Source organism: Paenibacillus albicereus, assembly GCF_012676905.1.
Taxonomy (GTDB): domain Bacteria; phylum Bacillota; class Bacilli; order Paenibacillales; family Paenibacillaceae; genus Paenibacillus_O; species Paenibacillus_O albicereus.
This window is the reverse complement of record NZ_CP051428.1, coordinates 1,532,380-1,548,846: the sequence shown is the minus strand read 5'-3', so window position 1 is coordinate 1,548,846 and position 16,467 is coordinate 1,532,380. Positions and strand designations below refer to the sequence as shown.

Annotated in this window: 19 protein-coding genes; 9 read left to right on the top strand and 10 right to left on the bottom strand. The window is 62.8% G+C overall.

From position 1 onward, the window contains the following. The first annotated feature begins 296 nt into the window (after window positions 1–296). The gene (locus HGI30_RS06905) at window positions 297–761 is read left to right on the top strand and encodes a GNAT family N-acetyltransferase (protein ID WP_168906953.1); all 465 of its coding nucleotides are present in this window, start codon (window positions 297–299) and stop codon (window positions 759–761) included. Here the strand turns inward: HGI30_RS06905 and HGI30_RS06900 are convergent. The 5 genes from HGI30_RS06900 to HGI30_RS06880 form a co-directional block, all read right to left on the bottom strand. Further along, window positions 755–1,123 (bottom strand): hypothetical protein, encoded by a 369-nt coding sequence (locus HGI30_RS06900; RefSeq protein WP_168906952.1) that lies wholly within the window; start codon window positions 1,121–1,123, stop codon window positions 755–757. The genes HGI30_RS06905 and HGI30_RS06900 overlap by 7 nt on opposite strands. A gap of 124 nt (window positions 1,124–1,247) precedes the next feature. Beyond that, complete coding sequence (gene rplT, locus HGI30_RS06895) at window positions 1,248–1,607, bottom strand: 50S ribosomal protein L20 (protein WP_168906951.1); 360 nt, start codon at window positions 1,605–1,607, stop codon at window positions 1,248–1,250. A 52-nt stretch (window positions 1,608–1,659) separates the two neighbouring features. After that, on the bottom strand, window positions 1,660–1,860 hold the full coding sequence (gene rpmI / locus HGI30_RS06890) for a 50S ribosomal protein L35 (RefSeq protein ID WP_168906950.1): 201 nt from the start codon (window positions 1,858–1,860) through the stop codon (window positions 1,660–1,662). A 28-nt stretch (window positions 1,861–1,888) separates the two neighbouring features. Then, window positions 1,889–2,386: a translation initiation factor IF-3 gene (gene infC / locus HGI30_RS06885; protein ID WP_168909770.1), complete on the bottom strand. Its 498-nt coding sequence runs from the start codon at window positions 2,384–2,386 to the stop codon at window positions 1,889–1,891. A 291-nt stretch (window positions 2,387–2,677) separates the two neighbouring features. After that, window positions 2,678–3,922 carry a glycosyltransferase family 2 protein gene (locus HGI30_RS06880; protein WP_407945013.1) on the bottom strand — a complete coding sequence of 415 codons (1,245 nt, stop codon included), beginning with the start codon at window positions 3,920–3,922 and terminating at the stop codon, window positions 2,678–2,680. Between the two features lie 579 nt (window positions 3,923–4,501). Here HGI30_RS06880 and HGI30_RS06875 point away from each other — a divergent pair. Beyond that, a complete protein-coding gene (locus tag HGI30_RS06875) occupies window positions 4,502–5,023 on the top strand; it encodes a phosphatase PAP2 family protein (protein ID WP_235680349.1) in 522 nt (173 codons plus the stop codon). Window positions 5,024–5,094: 71 nt separating this feature from the next. On the opposite strand, the gene trmB is transcribed toward HGI30_RS06875, so the two are convergent. Both trmB and HGI30_RS06865 read right to left on the bottom strand, forming a co-directional pair. Beyond that, window positions 5,095–5,868, bottom strand: a complete 774-nt coding sequence (gene trmB, locus HGI30_RS06870) for a tRNA (guanosine(46)-N7)-methyltransferase TrmB (RefSeq protein ID WP_168906948.1) — start codon at window positions 5,866–5,868, stop codon at window positions 5,095–5,097. Window positions 5,869–6,017: 149 nt separating this feature from the next. Further along, the gene (locus HGI30_RS06865) at window positions 6,018–6,212 is read right to left on the bottom strand and encodes a hypothetical protein (RefSeq protein ID WP_206110033.1); all 195 of its coding nucleotides are present in this window, start codon (window positions 6,210–6,212) and stop codon (window positions 6,018–6,020) included. Window positions 6,213–6,544: 332 nt separating this feature from the next. Here HGI30_RS06865 and HGI30_RS06860 point away from each other — a divergent pair, with 332 nt between their 5' ends. From HGI30_RS06860 to HGI30_RS06845, 4 genes are read left to right on the top strand one after another with little or no spacing between them, the layout of a single operon-like run. Next, the gene (locus HGI30_RS06860; protein ID WP_168906946.1) at window positions 6,545–7,642 is read left to right on the top strand and encodes a tRNA modification radical SAM protein MnmL/YtqA; all 1,098 of its coding nucleotides are present in this window, start codon (window positions 6,545–6,547) and stop codon (window positions 7,640–7,642) included. Then, entirely contained in the window at window positions 7,642–8,262 is a 621-nt protein-coding gene (locus tag HGI30_RS06855; RefSeq protein WP_168906945.1) for a tRNA 5-(aminomethyl)-2-thiouridylate-methyltransferase MnmM, read from the top strand. Before HGI30_RS06860 ends, HGI30_RS06855 begins: the two co-directional genes overlap by 1 nt. Window positions 8,263–8,277: 15 nt before the next feature. Continuing rightward, on the top strand, window positions 8,278–8,679 hold the full coding sequence (locus HGI30_RS06850; RefSeq protein WP_168906944.1) for a VOC family protein: 402 nt from the start codon (window positions 8,278–8,280) through the stop codon (window positions 8,677–8,679). Between the two features lie 58 nt (window positions 8,680–8,737). After that, entirely contained in the window at window positions 8,738–9,712 is a 975-nt protein-coding gene (locus HGI30_RS06845) for a type I phosphomannose isomerase catalytic subunit (RefSeq protein WP_168906943.1), read from the top strand. 85 nt (window positions 9,713–9,797) lie between these two features. Here HGI30_RS06845 and HGI30_RS06840 read toward each other — a convergent pair whose 3' ends face one another. Together HGI30_RS06840 and HGI30_RS06835 are read right to left on the bottom strand one after the other, a co-directional pair. Next, entirely contained in the window at window positions 9,798–11,588 is a 1,791-nt protein-coding gene (locus tag HGI30_RS06840; RefSeq protein ID WP_168906942.1) for a B12-binding domain-containing radical SAM protein, read from the bottom strand. Between the two features lie 108 nt (window positions 11,589–11,696). Then, complete coding sequence (locus HGI30_RS06835; RefSeq protein ID WP_168906941.1) at window positions 11,697–13,250, bottom strand: stalk domain-containing protein; 1,554 nt, start codon at window positions 13,248–13,250, stop codon at window positions 11,697–11,699. Between the two features lie 172 nt (window positions 13,251–13,422). On the opposite strand from HGI30_RS06835, the gene HGI30_RS06830 reads away from it, so the two are divergent. Beyond that, window positions 13,423–13,890 carry a cupin domain-containing protein gene (locus HGI30_RS06830; RefSeq protein ID WP_168906940.1) on the top strand — a complete coding sequence of 156 codons (468 nt, stop codon included), beginning with the start codon at window positions 13,423–13,425 and terminating at the stop codon, window positions 13,888–13,890. Between the two features lie 87 nt (window positions 13,891–13,977). On the opposite strand, the gene HGI30_RS06825 is transcribed toward HGI30_RS06830, so the two are convergent. After that, window positions 13,978–15,090: a M24 family metallopeptidase gene (locus HGI30_RS06825; protein ID WP_168906939.1), complete on the bottom strand. Its 1,113-nt coding sequence runs from the start codon at window positions 15,088–15,090 to the stop codon at window positions 13,978–13,980. 123 nt (window positions 15,091–15,213) lie between these two features. Between HGI30_RS06825 and HGI30_RS06820 the strand changes: the two genes are divergently transcribed. Beyond that, window positions 15,214–15,426, top strand: a complete 213-nt coding sequence (locus HGI30_RS06820) for a hypothetical protein (protein WP_168906938.1) — start codon at window positions 15,214–15,216, stop codon at window positions 15,424–15,426. 118 nt (window positions 15,427–15,544) lie between these two features. After that, window positions 15,545–16,294 (top strand): type I methionyl aminopeptidase, encoded by a 750-nt coding sequence (gene map, locus HGI30_RS06815; protein WP_168906937.1) that lies wholly within the window; start codon window positions 15,545–15,547, stop codon window positions 16,292–16,294. Window positions 16,295–16,467 lie beyond the last annotated feature (173 nt).

The window sequence follows — 16,467 nt, the reverse complement described above, 5'->3', positions numbered from 1 at the left end:
AGGGATGCTGGCGGCGGTTGCAGCGGATCCGTCGCTCTCTGGACAGTAGAGCCCTTAACACTTCGTCCTCTTCATTGCTGTTGGGGTATTAGCTTAGACCTTATTATAGGTTTGAGCTTATCATCCGTCAATACTTAGATTACGCGGCTGCAGGAAAAGTTATGTATGCGGCAGGAAAACGAATCGCTTCGCAACCGGCGCCGCCGCGGCATAGACTGGGTGAGACGGCCGTCATGACCATGCTTTTCCGCCACGCGCGAAAGCCATCCGCCGGCTCGTCGGAAGGAGCCACCCGCATGCGCCGAATCCGCTATCGCGGGCATCGCCCGGACGATCTGCCGACGCTCGTCCGCCTCATCCGGACCGAGCTGATGCCCATGTCCCATACGGTCAGCCCCGATGATCCCGTCGTTCTGGCCGGACTCCCGGAACGCTTCGACAGCGGCCGCACGATTGTCGCCGCGCCTGAAGTCGGCTCGCCGATCGGCTTCGTCCATTTCGGCGAGATTCACGGCCTGCTCCACATCGACATGCTCGTCGTCGATCCTCTCAGCCGGGGGACTGGCATCGGTCTCGAGCTGATGCGCCGCGCCGAGCGCGAAGGAACGCTCCACGGCTCGCTCATGGCCGTGCTGTTCGTCGACGACGTCAATGAAAAGGCGCGCCGGTTCTACGCCCGCGAGGGCTACGAGCCGGTGCGCCATTTTCCCGACCTCAAGGTGACGCAGTGGACGAAGTCCTTGCAGCCTTCCGGTCAGTAAAAGCCTTTTGGACCGACGGGAGGGCAGCATCCCGGCCCGTAAGGGCCGTATGGCCCTCCCGGGCCGCCCGGTCCGGGGCCGTATGGACCGTAAGGGCCGGGGCCGTAGGGGCCGGGGCCGTATCCCCCGCCGCCGTATGCACCAAAAGGAGCAAGGCCGATGGCCAGGACGGAGAACAGCGCCAGCGGAAGGATAAAGGCGCGCGTGCCCGCTTTGCCGGCTTGCTCCTGAACGCGCACGTAGAGCTTGTCGCCGCTCAGCTTCTCCAGCTTGCCCGTCACGACGGAGCCGTCCCTCAGCTTCACCTCGACCGTCTGGCCGACGAGAGCCTGCACTTGCTGTTTGGAGACGTTAGACAACATGATTCCTCCTTTCCGTTCCTTCCAGCTTATTCTGCCGGCGGCGGTCCCGGCTGTACGGATGTCCGCATGAAAGCAAAAAAAGGCTGTTCCCTGTCATCTGCATGACGGGAACAGCCTTTTGGCGCTAGGCGTTCAGCTTTTGCTTGGCTACGTCAGCCAGGCTGTTGAACGAACCGATGTCGTTCACGGCCAGGTCGGCAAGAACCTTGCGGTTCACTTCGACGCCGGCTTGCTTCAGGCCGAACATGAATTTGCTGTAGGAGAGTCCGTTTTGACGCGCAGCGGCGTTGATGCGGACGATCCACAGCTTGCGGAAGTCGCGCTTCCGTTGGCGACGGTCGCGGTAAGCGTATAGCAGGGATTTGTTGACCTGCTCCTTCGCGGTTTTGAATAGGCGATGCTTGGAACCGAAGTAACCTTTTGCGAGCTTAAGAATCCGTTTGCGGCGACGGGCGCGAACGAATCCGCCTTTTACTCTTGCCATGATAATACCCTCCTGTAGGTTCTAATCAATAAAAGATGATCTCAGGGAAATGCTATTTCAGCTGCGCGAGGCCTTGAGCCAGGCGGCTTACGTCGCCGGCAGCCATGTTCGGCTGGGAAGCCAGAACGCGCTTCGCGCGGCCCGATTTGTGGGAGAGCAGATGGTTGCGGTAAGCCTTGTAGCGCTTTACCTTGCCGGTTCCCGTGATCTTGAAGCGGTCTTTCAGACTGCTGTGGGTCTTCATCTTAGGCATGTCGTTATCCTCCTTGAATAAGTAGAGATCAGTTGTTGTTCTTCGGTGCCAAAATCATGATCATGCTGCGTCCTTCCAGTTTCGGCACACGCTCGACGTTGCAGATATCGCTCACTTCGGTCTGAAGGCGCTCCAGGATGCGCTGGCCGACCGCCGCGTGCGCGATCTCGCGGCCGCGGTAACGGACGGAAGCCTTGACCTTGTCGCCTTCGCCAAGGAACTTGATGACGTTGCGGAGCTTCGTCTGATAATCATGCTCGTCGATGTTGGAGCGGAACCACACTTCCTTCAGATCCACGATCTTCTGGTTCTTGCGGGCTTCCTTCTCCTTCTTCTGCTGCTCGTAGCGGAACTTGCCGTAGTCCATGATCCGGCATACCGGCGGCTTCGCTTGAGGAGCGACGTTGACCAGATCCATGTTGGCATCGATGGCCATCTGCAGCGCTTCGCGAATCGGCTTGATGCCAAGCTGCTCGCTCTCGGGTCCGACCAGGCGTACTTCCCTTGCCCGGATATCGTCGTTGATTTGGTGATCTCGGCTAATAATCGTCCACCTCCGAATGGAATGGGTACTGCGCGACTGGATGCTCTATGACAAAGCAAAAGCGGGCCCTGGAGCAGGACCCGCGTGAGACGCCGTAGTCGATTATCCGTCCTCGCTCGCAAGGGAGGAGGCGGCAATCGTGCGTATCGCATACCAGCCGAGGGTATCGGTCAGGTGAGAAGCGGGCGCTTCTGCTTGTGCGATTCTATTGTTGTGAATCATCAAGAACACTTGGACTAATGTACCATGATCGGCATCGGCCTGTCAAGCGCATCAGGAAGCTTGCTTGCTCTGCACTTCCTCGAGACGGATGACGCGCGTATGCTGCGTGTGGCTCCACTGCTTGTTGTTCTGCGTGAAGAACGCATAGAACGTGATCGGCAGCCAGCTGAGCTGGAAGACGATCATGGAGAGCAGATGGGCGTACATCTTGCCCGACTTGATGCCCTCGAGCGCCATGACGAGCGGGAACATGAGCGCTGCGGCCGCGATGGCCGCGCCCGGAACCCAGAACGGCAGATGCTCATAGATGGACGAGAAGACGTTGTCCCCGGGCAGCAGGTAGTCGACCCAGATGACCACGGTGCCGACGAAGCCGAGCAGCGTGCTGTAGACCGAGAACGAGTACAGCGCCGCGTCGAACTTGACGAAGCTGCGCTGCTTGATGCTGGCCCAGAGCAGCGGGAAGAAGTACTGGCGGGCGACGGTGAAATGTCCCTGCATCCAGCGCAGGCGCTGGCGCGCGGAGGCGCGGAACGAGACCGGCTTTTCGTCGTAGACCTTGGCCTCGTAGTTGAGCACCGGATGCACGCCGCGCTGCACGCAGCGCATCGAGAACTCCAGGTCCTCGACGAGGCTTGTCGCGCCCCAGCCCATTTCCTTGAGCAGCGCGCTCTCGAAGCACATGCCGGTGCCGCCGAGGAAGTTCGCCATGCCGAGGTTGCGGCGGGACAGCTGCCAGAGGCGGTTGCAATACCAGTACGTGATGCCGTAGGAAGCCGTGACCCAGGAATCGTCCGGATTTTTCGTGTCGAGGTAGCCCTGGATGACTTGATGGCCGTTGCACAGGTCGTTGTTCATATGGACGAGGAAGTCGGTGTTGACCAGATTGTCCGCGTCGAACATGACGACGGCATCGTAGTGCTTGGGCATCGCCCACAGCTCCTTGAGCATCCATTCGATGGCGTAGCCCTTGCCCTTGAGCTGGTTGTTGAACCGCTCGCAGGCGTGCGCGCCCATGCTGCGGGCGATGTCGGCCGTGCCGTCCGTGCAGTTGTCGCAAATGACGAAGACGTCGTATAGCTCTTTCGGATAATCCATGCGGTTCAGGTTCTCGATCAGCGCGCCGACGACTTTTTCTTCGTTGTGGGCCGCGACGAGAATGGCGAACGATTTTTGCGGCTTGTGCTGGACCGTGTTTTTCTTCCGGACGATGCCGAACAGCGCCAAGACGAATTGATAGACGCCGACGAACGCCAGAAAAATCTGCAATGCAATCATGATGGAACTCGCGATCATTTGTGTTGCCCCCTTGAGACCCCGATTTTAATATTCTCTCTGTACGTGCTGCGGGCTCTTTTCTCTCTGTCTGTTTTTTTGATGTCAGCTTTTCTGGAAACGGCCCTTCTGATTTTCCATGGTTCCCATGGCTTTGTCAAAAGGCGAATCCCCTTCGTTTCGGCTCAAAGCAAGGGGAAAAACGCTTGCATCGAGCATTAAGGACTAGGATGCCCTCATTTGCTTGCGCTAACCGCTTCTTCCATTCATTTGCTGGCGTTTTGATGCTTTCGTCCTTACCGACGAGCGACCGCCCCGGAAAGTTCCCATGGTCCGACAAAAGGCGGTGACAATCCGGTGAACGAGGGTTTCGCTTCAAGGACGCATCCCTTGCGGGATGCGTCCTTCCTCCCATCATTACCACGCCGGCGAAACCTAAAACGGCTTTCGCTTCATTCTGCCCGAACAATTCGGGTTTAGAATGGAGCTGCCGCATATTCAGAATGCGTGCGGAAGGTTATGATAGGGGTACAAGAAATCCACACGGACGGAGGAGTGGCGATGTTCATCGGCTGGCTTCGCATGAAGGAGCGTCGGCTCTTGCTTTGGTTGAACCGCGGCCCCGCCAGCGTCAAGCTCGCCGCCGTCGTGAGGCGCTGGCTGTCGACCGTGACGCATATGGGCGGAGCGACGTTCACGCTGAGCGCTTCCCTGCTGCTCGCGCTGCTCGGCGAAGGAGCCTGGGAGCTGGCCGGCTGGCAAAGCCTGGCTGCGGTAGTCGTCAGCCACATCCCGGTCGCCGTCGTCAAGCGCACGCTCAAGCGGCTGCGGCCTTACCAGGCGATCGAAGGCGTCCGTACGGGCAAAAGTCCCCTCGCGGACTCCTCCTTCCCCTCCGGCCATACGACAGCGGTTTTCGCCTGGATCGTTCCCTTGGCCTACGCCGCGGCCTCCGAGCTCCCGGCCTGGCTGCCGCTCATCGTCGCGGTCGCCGTCCTGATCGCCGGATCGGTCGGATGGTCCCGCATGTATCTAGGACTCCATTACCCGTCCGACGTCGGCGCGGGGGCGCTGCTCGGCACGCTGACCGCCCTGCTGGCCATCTCGTTCATCGGAAGCTGACCAAAAACGAACCGCCCGCCGTCCCTGCGAAGGGGCGGCGGGCGGTATTCATGTCGGGGCCGGCAATGGGATCAGGCCTGGGAGCCGTGAAGCTTGGCCTTCTCCAAGTCCTCGCGCTCCTTGGCCGCCTCGCGGCTGCGGCGGGCATTTTTCTCCTCGCGGTATGCGGCGAGCGCGGAGGCTCCGACGACGACCTCGCAGCGATGGATCGGCAGCCCTTGCTGGATGAACTTGCCTTCGTACTCGGTGAGCACCAGATCGTCCCGGACCTCGTCGCGATGCAGGTCGAGCGAGATGGCGCGCAGCTGCATCTCCGTCTCGGCGTAGCTGTTGAGCGAGAACTCGAACAGCAGCCGCGAATCGGTCTTCTGATGGATCTCCCCGTATTCATTGAGAAGGACCGCGTACTGCTCCAGGAAGCGCGGATGCGACAGCCGACGGCGGGCGTGCTTGGACTTCGGCCACGGATCGCTGAAGTTCAGGTAGATGCGCTCCAGCTCGCCCGGCGCGAACATGTCGGCGATGTTCTCGATGTTGGCTCGCAGCAGCGCCAGATTCGGAGGATAGCCCTCCTGTCCGAGCTCTTCCCTCGCCAGCAGCGCCTTTTCGCTCGCGCGGCGGATGAGCTCGTCGTACATATCGACGCCGATGTAGTTCACGTCCGGGTTGCGGACGCTGTGCTGGCTGATGAACTTTCCTTTGCCCATCCCCAGCTCCACGTGGATCGGCTTGTCGTTGCCGAAAAATTCCTTCCACTTGCCTTTATGCTTCGCGGCATCGAGCACGACGAGGCGCGGCAGCGCCTCCAGCTCCTCGCGGATGCCTTTTCTTCCTCTCAAGCGCATGATTCGATTATTCCTCCAATAGCCTCGGCGGTCGGCCGAAGCGGACTCTACCGTCCTATTGTGCCCAAGATGGGTCCGGTTGTAAAGAAAAAGCGGCTCCGGGAGGCGTGGCCTGCCCGGAAACCGCTCGGTTCGAGAGAGGAATGCTGCTAGTTCAGCATCTGGTAGGGAATCGGCTGGTCCAGCTCGTACGTCTCGGACAGCGCGAGATTCAGCTTGCGGCGAGCCTCGATTTCAAGGCGGTGATTGCCGTGGAACCGGATTCCGGCGAGCGCCATCAGTTCCTTGACCGTGAGCTCGACCGTTACCTTGCTGTCGCCTTGCGGAATTTTCACCGTGTTCATGTTCATCACCTCATGGATTTTTTTACAGCATTCCCAGGAGATCGGGCGCTTATGAAAATCAGGGTCGCGGCAGCGTTCAAGTGATGAAAAACCCTTGATTTAATTGATTTCTTTCCTCTTCAATTTAACACATCATGTAAGGTATAGCAAGCCCGAAATAAGCGCTTTCAAGGATTATTTTTCCCAGCTTGTCCACCTGCGGCGGCAGTCCTGCATGCCCCCGGACCTTTGGCGCCACAGCGAAATTCAGGTATGATGGTAGCAACCATACGCAAGGACGGAGGCTTCGGCCGTCCGTCCGCCGGATTCAAGCCCGTTCGAAAGGAGCCGCCATGCAAGATGCAACGCCTTCCGCTTCCTCTCCGCTCCTATGGGGAGACAAGCGGTTCCATACCTGGAATTACGAGATGAGAGAGCGGTTCGGAGGCAAGGTGTTCAAAGTCATGCTGGACGCCGGCTTCACCTGTCCGAACCGCGACGGAGCGGTCGCGACAGGCGGCTGCACGTTCTGCAGCGCCCGCGGCTCGGGAGACTTCGCCGGCAGCCGCCGGGACGACCTCGTCCAGCAGTTCGATACGGTCCGCGACCGTCAGCATCTCAAGTGGCCCGACGCCCGCTACATCGGGTATTTTCAGGCCTATACGAATACGTACGCGCCGGTCGAGGAGCTCCGCCTCTATTATGAAGCGATCCTCGCGCAGCCGGGCGTCGTCGGACTGTCAATCGCGACCCGTCCCGACTGCCTGCCGGACGACGTCGTCGACTACCTCGCCGAGCTCAACGAGCGCACGTACCTGTGGATCGAGATGGGGCTGCAGACGGTCCACGAGTCCACCTCGGACCTCATCAACCGCGCCCACGACACGGCCTGCTACCTCGATGCGGTGCGCCGCCTGCGCGAGCGCGGCATCCGCGTCTGCGCCCACATCATCTACGGCCTGCCGCAGGAGACGCATGCGATGATGCTGGACACCGGCCGCGCCGTCGCCGCGATGGACGTGCAGGGCATCAAGATCCATCTGCTCCATCTCATGCGCAAGACGCCGATGGTCAAGCAGTACGAGGACGGCCTGCTGCGCTTCCTGGAGATGGACGAGTACGTCAAGCTCGTCGTCGACACGCTGGAGTTCCTGCCGCCGGAGATGATCGTGCACCGGCTCACCGGCGACGCGCCGCGCGACCTGCTGATCGGACCGACGTGGAGCCTGCGCAAATGGGAAGTGCTGAATGCCTTCGACGCCGAACTCTCCCGCCGCGGCACCTGGCAGGGCCGACTCTGGCAGCCGGCCGCACCCGGCCTGCTGCCGGAGCCGGAGCATGCGCCTGCGCTGACCAAGCCGGGCCGCAAGCTGTCCGCCGCCAAGTATGCCGCCCTGATGCGGGCGGCGGCGCAGGACGCGCCGGGCTGCGAGCCGGAGGAGCGGGTCTGATGGGCTTGCTCTCCGTCATCGGCATGGCGCACGGCTGGGTCCGCCAGCGCGTCCAGCCCGGCGACGCGGTCGTCGACGCTACGCTCGGCGGCGGCGTCGACGCGCGCTTCCTCGCCGAGCTCGTCGGACCGCGCGGCGCGCTGATCGGCTTCGACGTGCAGGAGGAGGCGCTGCGGCGCACGCGCGACCGGCTCGAGCCGCTGCGGGCGGCCGGCCGGCTCCCGGCGCGGACCTCGCTGCTGCTCCGGTCGCATAGCGAGCTGGAGGCCGCCGTGCCCGCGGAGCTCCGCGGCCGGATCGCGGCCGTGCTGTTCAATCTCGGCTATCTGCCCGGCTCGGATACGAGCCTCATCACGATGCCGCAGACGACGCTGCCCGCGCTGCAGGCCGCGCTTCGCGTCCTCCGTCCCGGCGGCATCCTCGCCTGCGTCCTCTATCCCGGCCATCCCGGCGGCGCGGAGGAAGCGGACGAGGTCATGGGCTGGGCGTCCGGCCTGCCGGCGGAGGCGGCCCAAGCCGCCGTCTATCGGATGGTCCAAAAGCCGTCCGCGCCCTACGCGCTCGGAATCGAGAAGAAAGCTTCGCCGGCCGATCCGGCCGATTCGGGTTCATTCCACTAAGAGGAGGAATTATCAATGGCTATCCGCAAGCTGGAGCATGTCGGCGTCATGACGGCGCATCTGGAGGCTTCGATCGATTTTTACAAGCAGGTGCTCGGCATGGAGCATACGTACACGCTTCCCCATACGAACGGCGTGATCCGTCTCGCCTTCCTGCGTTTTCCCGGCTCCGAGCAGACGGAGCTCGAGCTGATCGAAGGCTATAATTCCAATCTGCCGGCCGAGGGCAAGACGCATCATATCGCCTTCACGGTCGACAGCATCGAGGAAGAGTTCGAGCGCATCAAGCGCCTCGGCGTTCCGCTTCGCGACACCGAGCTGACGACGCTGCCGAACGGCGCGCGCTACTTCTTCTTCTACGGGCCGGACGGCGAGCTGCTCGAGCTGTTTCAGCCGGGACAGGCCCCGCAAGCCTGATCCGCGATCCGCTGCGCAATCATCCCGACATATCATTCGCATAGGAGTGGACCTACAGATGACCATCAATCCCTACCCGCTTAAATTCAAGCCCGAGATGAAGGAGCGCGTCTGGGGCGGACGCGCCCTGGAGCAGTTCGGCCTGGAGCTGCCGGAAGGCCCTATCGGCGAAGGCTGGATGATCGGCGATCATCCGAACGGCACGACCACCGTGCTCGGCGGCCCGCTGGACGGCCTCGGCCTCGACGAGATCCGCGAGCGCTACGGCCGCGAATGGTTCGGCAGCAAGGGCTTTTCCGAGAAGAACGGCCGCTTCCCGCTGCTCATCAAGCTGCTCGACTGCAACGACGACCTGTCGGTGCAGGTGCACCCGACCGACAGCTACGAAGGACTTCCCGGCGGCGAGCTGGGCAAGACGGAGATGTGGTACATCCTCGACGCCAAGCCGGGCGCCAAGATCATCTACGGCCTCAAGGAAGGCGTCGACCGCGACGCCCTGCAGCGGGCGATCGACGAGGACCGCGTCATGGAGACGATGCAGGAAGTCGAAGTGAAGGCGGGCGACGCGTTCTACATCCCGGCCGGCACCGTGCACGCGCTGTGCGCCGGCGTCGTCGTGGCGGAGATCCAGCAGAACTCCGATACGACGTACCGCGTCTACGACTACAAGCGCCCGGGCCTCGACGGCCAGCTGCGCGAGCTGCATGTCGAGGATTCGCTGAACGTCATCGCCTATGAAGGCGCCGGAGCGACGCGCATGAGCACGGACGGCGCGAGTCCGGGCAGCTGGCTGACGATCGCCGAGTCCCCTTACTTCCTCGTCGACAAAGGCATCGTGCGCGGTCCGTGGGAGCTGGCGGTATCGCCGGAGAGCTTCGTCATCCTCGTCATCGCGGAAGGCGCCGGCTCGATTTCCTGGGGCGACGGTCGATCGCAGCCCGTCAAGGCCGGCGAATGCTTCCTGCTGCCGGCGACGCTCGGCTCCTGCACGCTGGACGGCGAGCTGACCGTGCTGCGCAGCCTCGTCCCTTGATGAGCCTCGATGGCAAAAAAGCGTACCGGTTCTCCGGTACGCTTTTTTTTGGCCTCATGCGCCGCTTCGAGCGGGCTGTCCTTTCCTACAGAGCCGCAGCCGCGCCTCGGGGAAGCCGCAGGGTGAACGCGCGACCTCCCCGCTTGCCCTCCGTCCCGTAGAGGACGACGAGCAGCGTCTCCGCTTCCCGGCTGACCGAGCCGTCCTGCAGGTAACGCTCCAGATCGAACGGGAGCCGCTCCACAACGGCATGCTTCTGCAGCTCCTTTTCTCCTAGTCCGAGCCGGGAGAATTCCTCTCCCGCCTCTTCCGGGGCGTCCGCGAGCCGCTTCATCCAGCCGGCCAGCTCGGACTTGTCCATGCCGAACTCCCACCACACCTTGCGCGGCTTGTGGTTGTGCCCCAGGAAGTAATCCAGCTTCATAAGTCCGAGCACGACGTCCAGCTCCATGCCGCGCGGCGCTTCGTCCGAGAGCAGGAACGCCCGCAGCCGCGAGAACAGGTCTTCCAGCTGATGGCCGATCCGCTCCCAGCCTTGGCGTTCCCAATAGTCGCCGAACCGCTGGAAGAAGTCGAACGCCGAGCCGAAGACGCGGTCGATCAGATGGAGCAGCGTATGGTCCATGCGATGCGCGTTCCAGTACTTTTCCAGGACGTCCTCGACCCGCTTGATGCGGATCAGGTCCGAGAACGGCATGAGGCTGTTGCCGAGGATTTCGTACGGCGCCTGATCGGCGTACACGTAGCCGTATTTGTCCGCGTCGCGCCGCAGTCCCGTTCCCCGCAGCATCTTGAGGAAGCCGAGCTGCAGCTCCTCCGGCCGCAGCGCGAACACGTCGTTGAACGTCTTGCGGAACGTGTCGTAGTCCTCATGCGGCAGCCCGGCGATGAGGTCCAGATGCTGGTCGATCTTGCCGGAGTCCTTGACCTTCGTGACCGTGCGCACGAGCTTGGTCCAGTTTTGCCGGCGCTCGACCGCCAGGTTGGTGACGTCGTTGGTCGACTGCACGCCGATCTCGAAGCGGAAGATGCCCGGCGGAGCGTGCTCCGCCAAATAGTCCAGCACCTCGGGCCGCATGATGTCCGCCGTGATCTCGAATTGGAACACGCAGCCTCCGTGGTTCTCGATGAGGAACTTGAACATCTCCAGCGCGTAGTCGCGCTTGATGTTGAACGTGCGGTCGACGAACTTGATCGTCCTCGCCCCCGCCTCGATCAGATAGAGCAGGTCCGCCTTGGTCCGCTCGATGTCGAAGTAGCGCACGCCGACCTCGATGCTCGACAGGCAGAACGAGCAGCTGAACGGACAGCCCCGGCTCGTCTCGAAGTAGACGACGCGGTTCGCCAGCGACTCGCGGTCTTCGGGAAAGCGGTGCGGGCTCGGCAGCTCGGCCAGGTTCAGCTTCGGGCGCGGCGGATTGACGACCGTCTCCTGCGCGCCGTTCTTGACTTTGCGGTAGGCGGCTCCGAAGACGAGATGGTACTTGCCCTCGCCCTGGATCTCCTGAAGCAAGTGGTGAAGCGTCTCCTCGCCCTCGCCATGGATGATGAAATCGACCTCGGGCAGCTTGTCCAGCCACTCGCCCGTGTCGTAGCTGACCTCCGGGCCGCCCATGACGATGCGGACGTCCGGCATGATCTTGCGCAGGACGCGGATGACCTTTATCGTCTCCTCGATGTTCCAGATATAGACCGAGAATCCGATGACCTGCGGCTGCTTGGCGTACAGGTCCGAGACGATGTTCATGACGGGGTCCTTGATCGTATACTCCGCGATCTCGATCGGGAAGTCCTTCTCGCAGTAGGCCTTCAAGCAGCGCAAGGCCAGCGAGGTATGGATATATTTCGCGTTCAGCGTCGCTAGAACGACGTTCATGAGAGCAGCCTCCTTACAAATCAACGTTCATGATACCTCAATCCTTGCCGAAAAGAAACAGCCGCCCGGGAAGCCCGGGCGGCTGGACGAACGAAAGAGTGCTGGAGATCAAGGATGAAGGCGGATGAGCAGCTCGTCCTGGAACTGCAGGTCGAGAATGGAATACCGCACCTGCCATTTTCCGTCCGGCAGCGCGGTCACGGCGCCGGCCTCGTAGTCGCGAGGCTCGAAGCCGACTTTTTTGGAATAAACCAGGTTCAGCCGGATCTTTTCTTTGGGAAGCATGCGGTTCAGCTCTTTCGCGGTGCTGGCCGCCCACACCTGCAGGTTCTTCTGCATCTTGGACCCGTAATAGTCATAGAAATCGGTGTCGATGTCCGCCGACAGCCGCAGCCAGCCGCTCTCGTCCCGCTTGACGGTCCAGCCTTTGAGCGCGAGCTCCCCGTCGCTCGCCGACACGCTGTCGAACTGCTTGGCCAGCAGGCTCGCAATCTCGGGGTCGGACGCGCCCTCCAGCGTCTCCGGCAGCGTCGGCTTCAGGAAGGCGACCTTGGCCGGATCGATGTCGGACTTGCGGATCAGCTCCACCGCATCCTCGGACGCCACGGCGAAGTTGAGGTCGGCCGATGTATCCTCATAGCCGGACGTCGTCAGGCCGATCAGCTCGCCGTACTGGTTGAACAGCCCTCCGCCGGAGCTGCCGTGATCGATCGGGGCGCTGATCTGGTAGTAGATGCTGCCGCCGTCATAGCCGAAGTTGCTGACGACGCCCACGGATACGGTGTTCTGAGCCCCGAGCGGACTGCCGATGGCCACGACCGGATCGCCCTTCTGCATGTCGTCGAAGCTGCCGAAGGTGACGGGATCGAGGCTGAGCTCGTCCTTGGTCAGCACGATCGCCAGATCCGCCTTCTCGTCGTAGGCGGCGACGCCGGCGATCGGCAGCGACCGGCCGTCGTTCGTCTGGATGGACCCGGACTTGGCGTCCTGCATGACGTGCAGGTTCGTCAGCACGTGCCGGTCGCCGACGACGACGCCGCTCCCCTGCCCGTAGTCGGTCTGGATGAGGACGACGCTGTCGTCGTTCAGCGCGACGATCTGAGCGGTCGTCAGACGACGCGCCTGGCGCTCCTTCTCCTCCTGCTGCAGCCGCTCCTCGTATTGGGCCGCCTCCGATTGGATGCGCACGACGCGGGCGGCGGCATCCCAGCGGACGGCGGCGCCGAACGCCTCGGAGACGAAGCGGATCGGCACGTACGTCACGCCGGAGCGCACCGTCGCCGGAGCGTCGAGCTTCACGCTCTTGCCGTTGACCGCCGCATGGGAGGCGCCGATCTGAAGCGACAGCGTCAGGTAGGCGCCGCTGCTCGCGATGACGGTGCGGGTCGTCGGCTCCCAGGTGACCGTCGCGCCGAGCGCCTTGAACAGATCCTTCATCGGCACGAGGATCGCGCCTTTGCTCTGGATCGGCTGCGCCTGCAGGCTCAGCTTCTTGCCGTCGAGCGTGACGGCGATCGCGGCGGACTTGGCTGCTGCCGCCTGGACGGCAGCAGGCTTGGCCGCGGCAGCAGGCGAGGCGCCGGCCGCGAGCAGAGCGACGGCCAGGACGGGAGCGGCCAGAACGGACAGGCAGCGGACGGGACGAATCTTAATGCTGGTCAATGGTCGGAATCCCTCTTTTCAAGTATAAGCCGGACGTGCCGGTTTATACGAAACTTCCCGTATTCTACCACCCGTTTAGAAGAGTTGTCCACGGGAACAAGCCCTGGTTTGGATTACCGGCGCCCCTCATGCTATAGTGAAGCAAGTCCAACGCGAAGAGGAGATTTTTGCCATGACCCAATCATCCAACCTGTCGCCGTTCGTCGGGCTGCTCGGCATGGAGCGGCATATCGAAGGCGGCTGGTTCAAGGAAATGTGGAAAGCTTCCTACCAGATTCCCCATGAAGTGCTGGGAGCTCCCTACTCCGGCGCCCGCGCGGCAGCCAGCTCCGTCTACTTCCTGCTGCATCCCGGCGAGGAATCGGCCTGGCACAAAGTATTGTCCGACGAGCTGTGGCTGTTCCACTCCGGCGGCCCCCTGGAGCTGACGCTCGGCGGCCATGGCGACAAGCCGGAGGAGCAGCAGAAGCTCATCCTCGGCCTCGACATCGCCGCCGGCCAGTCGCCGCAGGCGCTCGTGCCCGCAGCCGCATGGCAGACCGCCCGTCCGCTCGGAGACGAGCCCGTGTTCGTCACCTGCATCGTGGCTCCGGCCTTTCATTATGACGACTTCACGCTCGTCGTCGAGGCGGACAGCTAGCTCCATCCTGGCCGCATGTCCAAAAAGCCGGACGATCCTCGGGATCGCCGGCTTTTTGCGTGTCTTGCCTTTCGCTCCCCGTCCGGCCTACAGCCGGGTGAGCTCCTTCGGATACGAGGTCAGCACCTGCGCCTTGCCGTCTTCTCCGAGGTAGATGTCGTCCTCGATGCGCACGCCGCCGAGATCGGGAATGTAGACGCCGGGCTCGACCGTGAACAGCATGCCTTGCTTCATGAGCTCCCGGTTTTCCCCGTGCACGGAAGGCTGCTCGTGAATCTCCAGCCCCATTCCGTGCCCGGTGCGATGGTTGAAATAAAGGCCAAATCCCTGCTCCTCGATCGCCGCCCTGGCCGCGCGGTCGACCTCCTGAAGCGGCCTTCCGGGGCGAGCGGCGGCGATGCCGGCGCGATTGGCCTGGAGCACGGCCTCGTAGATGCGAAGCTGCGAGGCCGAGCCTTCGCCGAGGATGAAGGTGCGCGTGATGTCGGAGCAGTAGCCGTCCTTGAACACGCCCATGTCGATCAGGAGGAAATCGTTCTCCTGCAGCTTGTAGCCGCTCGAGCGCCCATGCGGCAGCGCGCTGCGCACGCCGCCGAGCACGCTCGTCTCGAAGGCCGGCCTGTCGCCGCCGAGCACGCGCATCCGGTACTCGATCTCCGCGTTCAGCTCGAGCTCCGTCACGCCACGGCGCACCTTGGACACCGTCTCCCGCAGCACTTGCTCTGCCAGCGCGACGGCGGTCTTGACCCGCTCGATCTCGTCCGCGGACTTGTACAGCCGCAGGCTCATGATGACCGGTCCGGCATCCGCGAAGTCCGCCCTTGGGTAAACGGCGGCCATGCGCACGAAGCCAGCGTGCGACAAATGCGAGCTCTCCACGCCGATCCGCCGGGCGTCCGGGGCTCCGCAGTGGCGCTCCAGCAGCTCATAGGGGCGATCCGTATCGCCGACGGCCGTCAGGAGCTCCACGCACGCCGCATCTCGAGCGCTCTCCTCGTCAAGCGCCGGCACGAACAGCGCGTAGCCGTCTTTCCCCGGCTCCGCGACGAGGGCCATGAACCGCTCATGCGGGTCAGCGAAAAAGCCCGTCAAATAGTAGATCGTCGCGGGCGAGGTGAAGATCGCTTTGTTGAAGCCGGCCGCCTTGACCGCTTCCTTCACCCGCAAATACCTGTGCTTGTAGGGGGATTGGCTCATCATCTCTCTAGTGCCTCCTGTCAGCCGGCTTGCGGCTCGGTTGTCACACTATTGTACCATATCGCTTCCGGAAGGAGACTAGCGGGAGCCTGCTCCGGGTAAGGTAGTGCAAGAGGTGATGAGCTGATGAACGATACGGCACGAGACGGATTCCTGTTTTTAGGCGGCTTTCTGAATGTCGGGGTCATCGCGACGATCGTCATCGTCGTGCTGCTCGTCCTATGGGGCCGCCGCCGCGGCGACCGCAAGGGTGAAAGCTATCTGAGCGACGACCATACGCGCAAGGTCGAGGCCGCTCCTCCGAAGGACGAAAGCCGCGATGGAGGCAAGGCGCGCTGAAAACGAGAATCTCGGGCCGCATGGATGCGGCCTTTTTCCTGCTTTCCTGCGGAAGTTGACCGAGCCCGGGCAGAGGAGTAACGTAATAGCATGTCAACGAAAGCGAGGAACACCCATCATGTCCATACCGATCCGAACGCCTGAAGAAATCGAGCAGATGCGCCGGGCCGGCCGAATCGTCGCCGAATGCCATCGCCGCATCGCGTCCATGATCCGCCCCGGCGTGACGACGATGGAGATCGAGCGCATGGTCGACGGCTACATCCGCAGCCAGGACGCCATCCCTTACACCGTCGGCTACAACGGGTACAAGTACGCGACCTGCGCGTCCGTCAACGACGTCATCGCGCATGGATTCCCGAGCGACGCGCCGCTCGCCGACGGCGACCTGGCGACGATCGACATCGTCGCCCAGGCGGACGGCTGGATCGCCGACTCCGCCTGGACGTACGCCGTCGGCACGCTGCCGGAGAGCTCGCGCAAGCTGATGCAGGTGACCAAGGAATGCCTGGATATCGGCATCTCCCTCGCCCAGCCCGGCAACCGCATCGGCGACGTCATGCACGCGCTGCAGAAGCATGCCGAGCAGAACGGGTTCTCGGTCGTGCGCGACCTGCTCGGCCACGGCGTCGGGCGCGAGCTGCACGAGGAGCCGAACTTCTCCCATGCCGGCAAGCCGGGCAAAGGCTTCCGCCTCAAGGAAGGCATGGTGCTCACGATCGAGCCGATGATCAACGAGGGCAAGCTCGAGATGTTCATCGAGACCGACGGCTGGACCTGCAAGACGATGGACGGCAAGCGCTCCGCCCAGTTCGAGCACACGATCGCGATCGTGGAGGGCGGGCCGATCATCCTGACGGAGCAATAGCTCCGGCCAAGACCGGCCGGGCGATCCCTTGACGGAGCCGCGCCGCTCGCTGGAGCGAGCCCGGAGTCCGGAGCGCGCAGAACCCGAAGCGAACCGGGGCCGCCCGTCCTGAGGAGCTGCGGCCCTCGGCTTGGGCCGCTCAACAAAAAACGTGCCGGAAGCTTGCTTCCGGC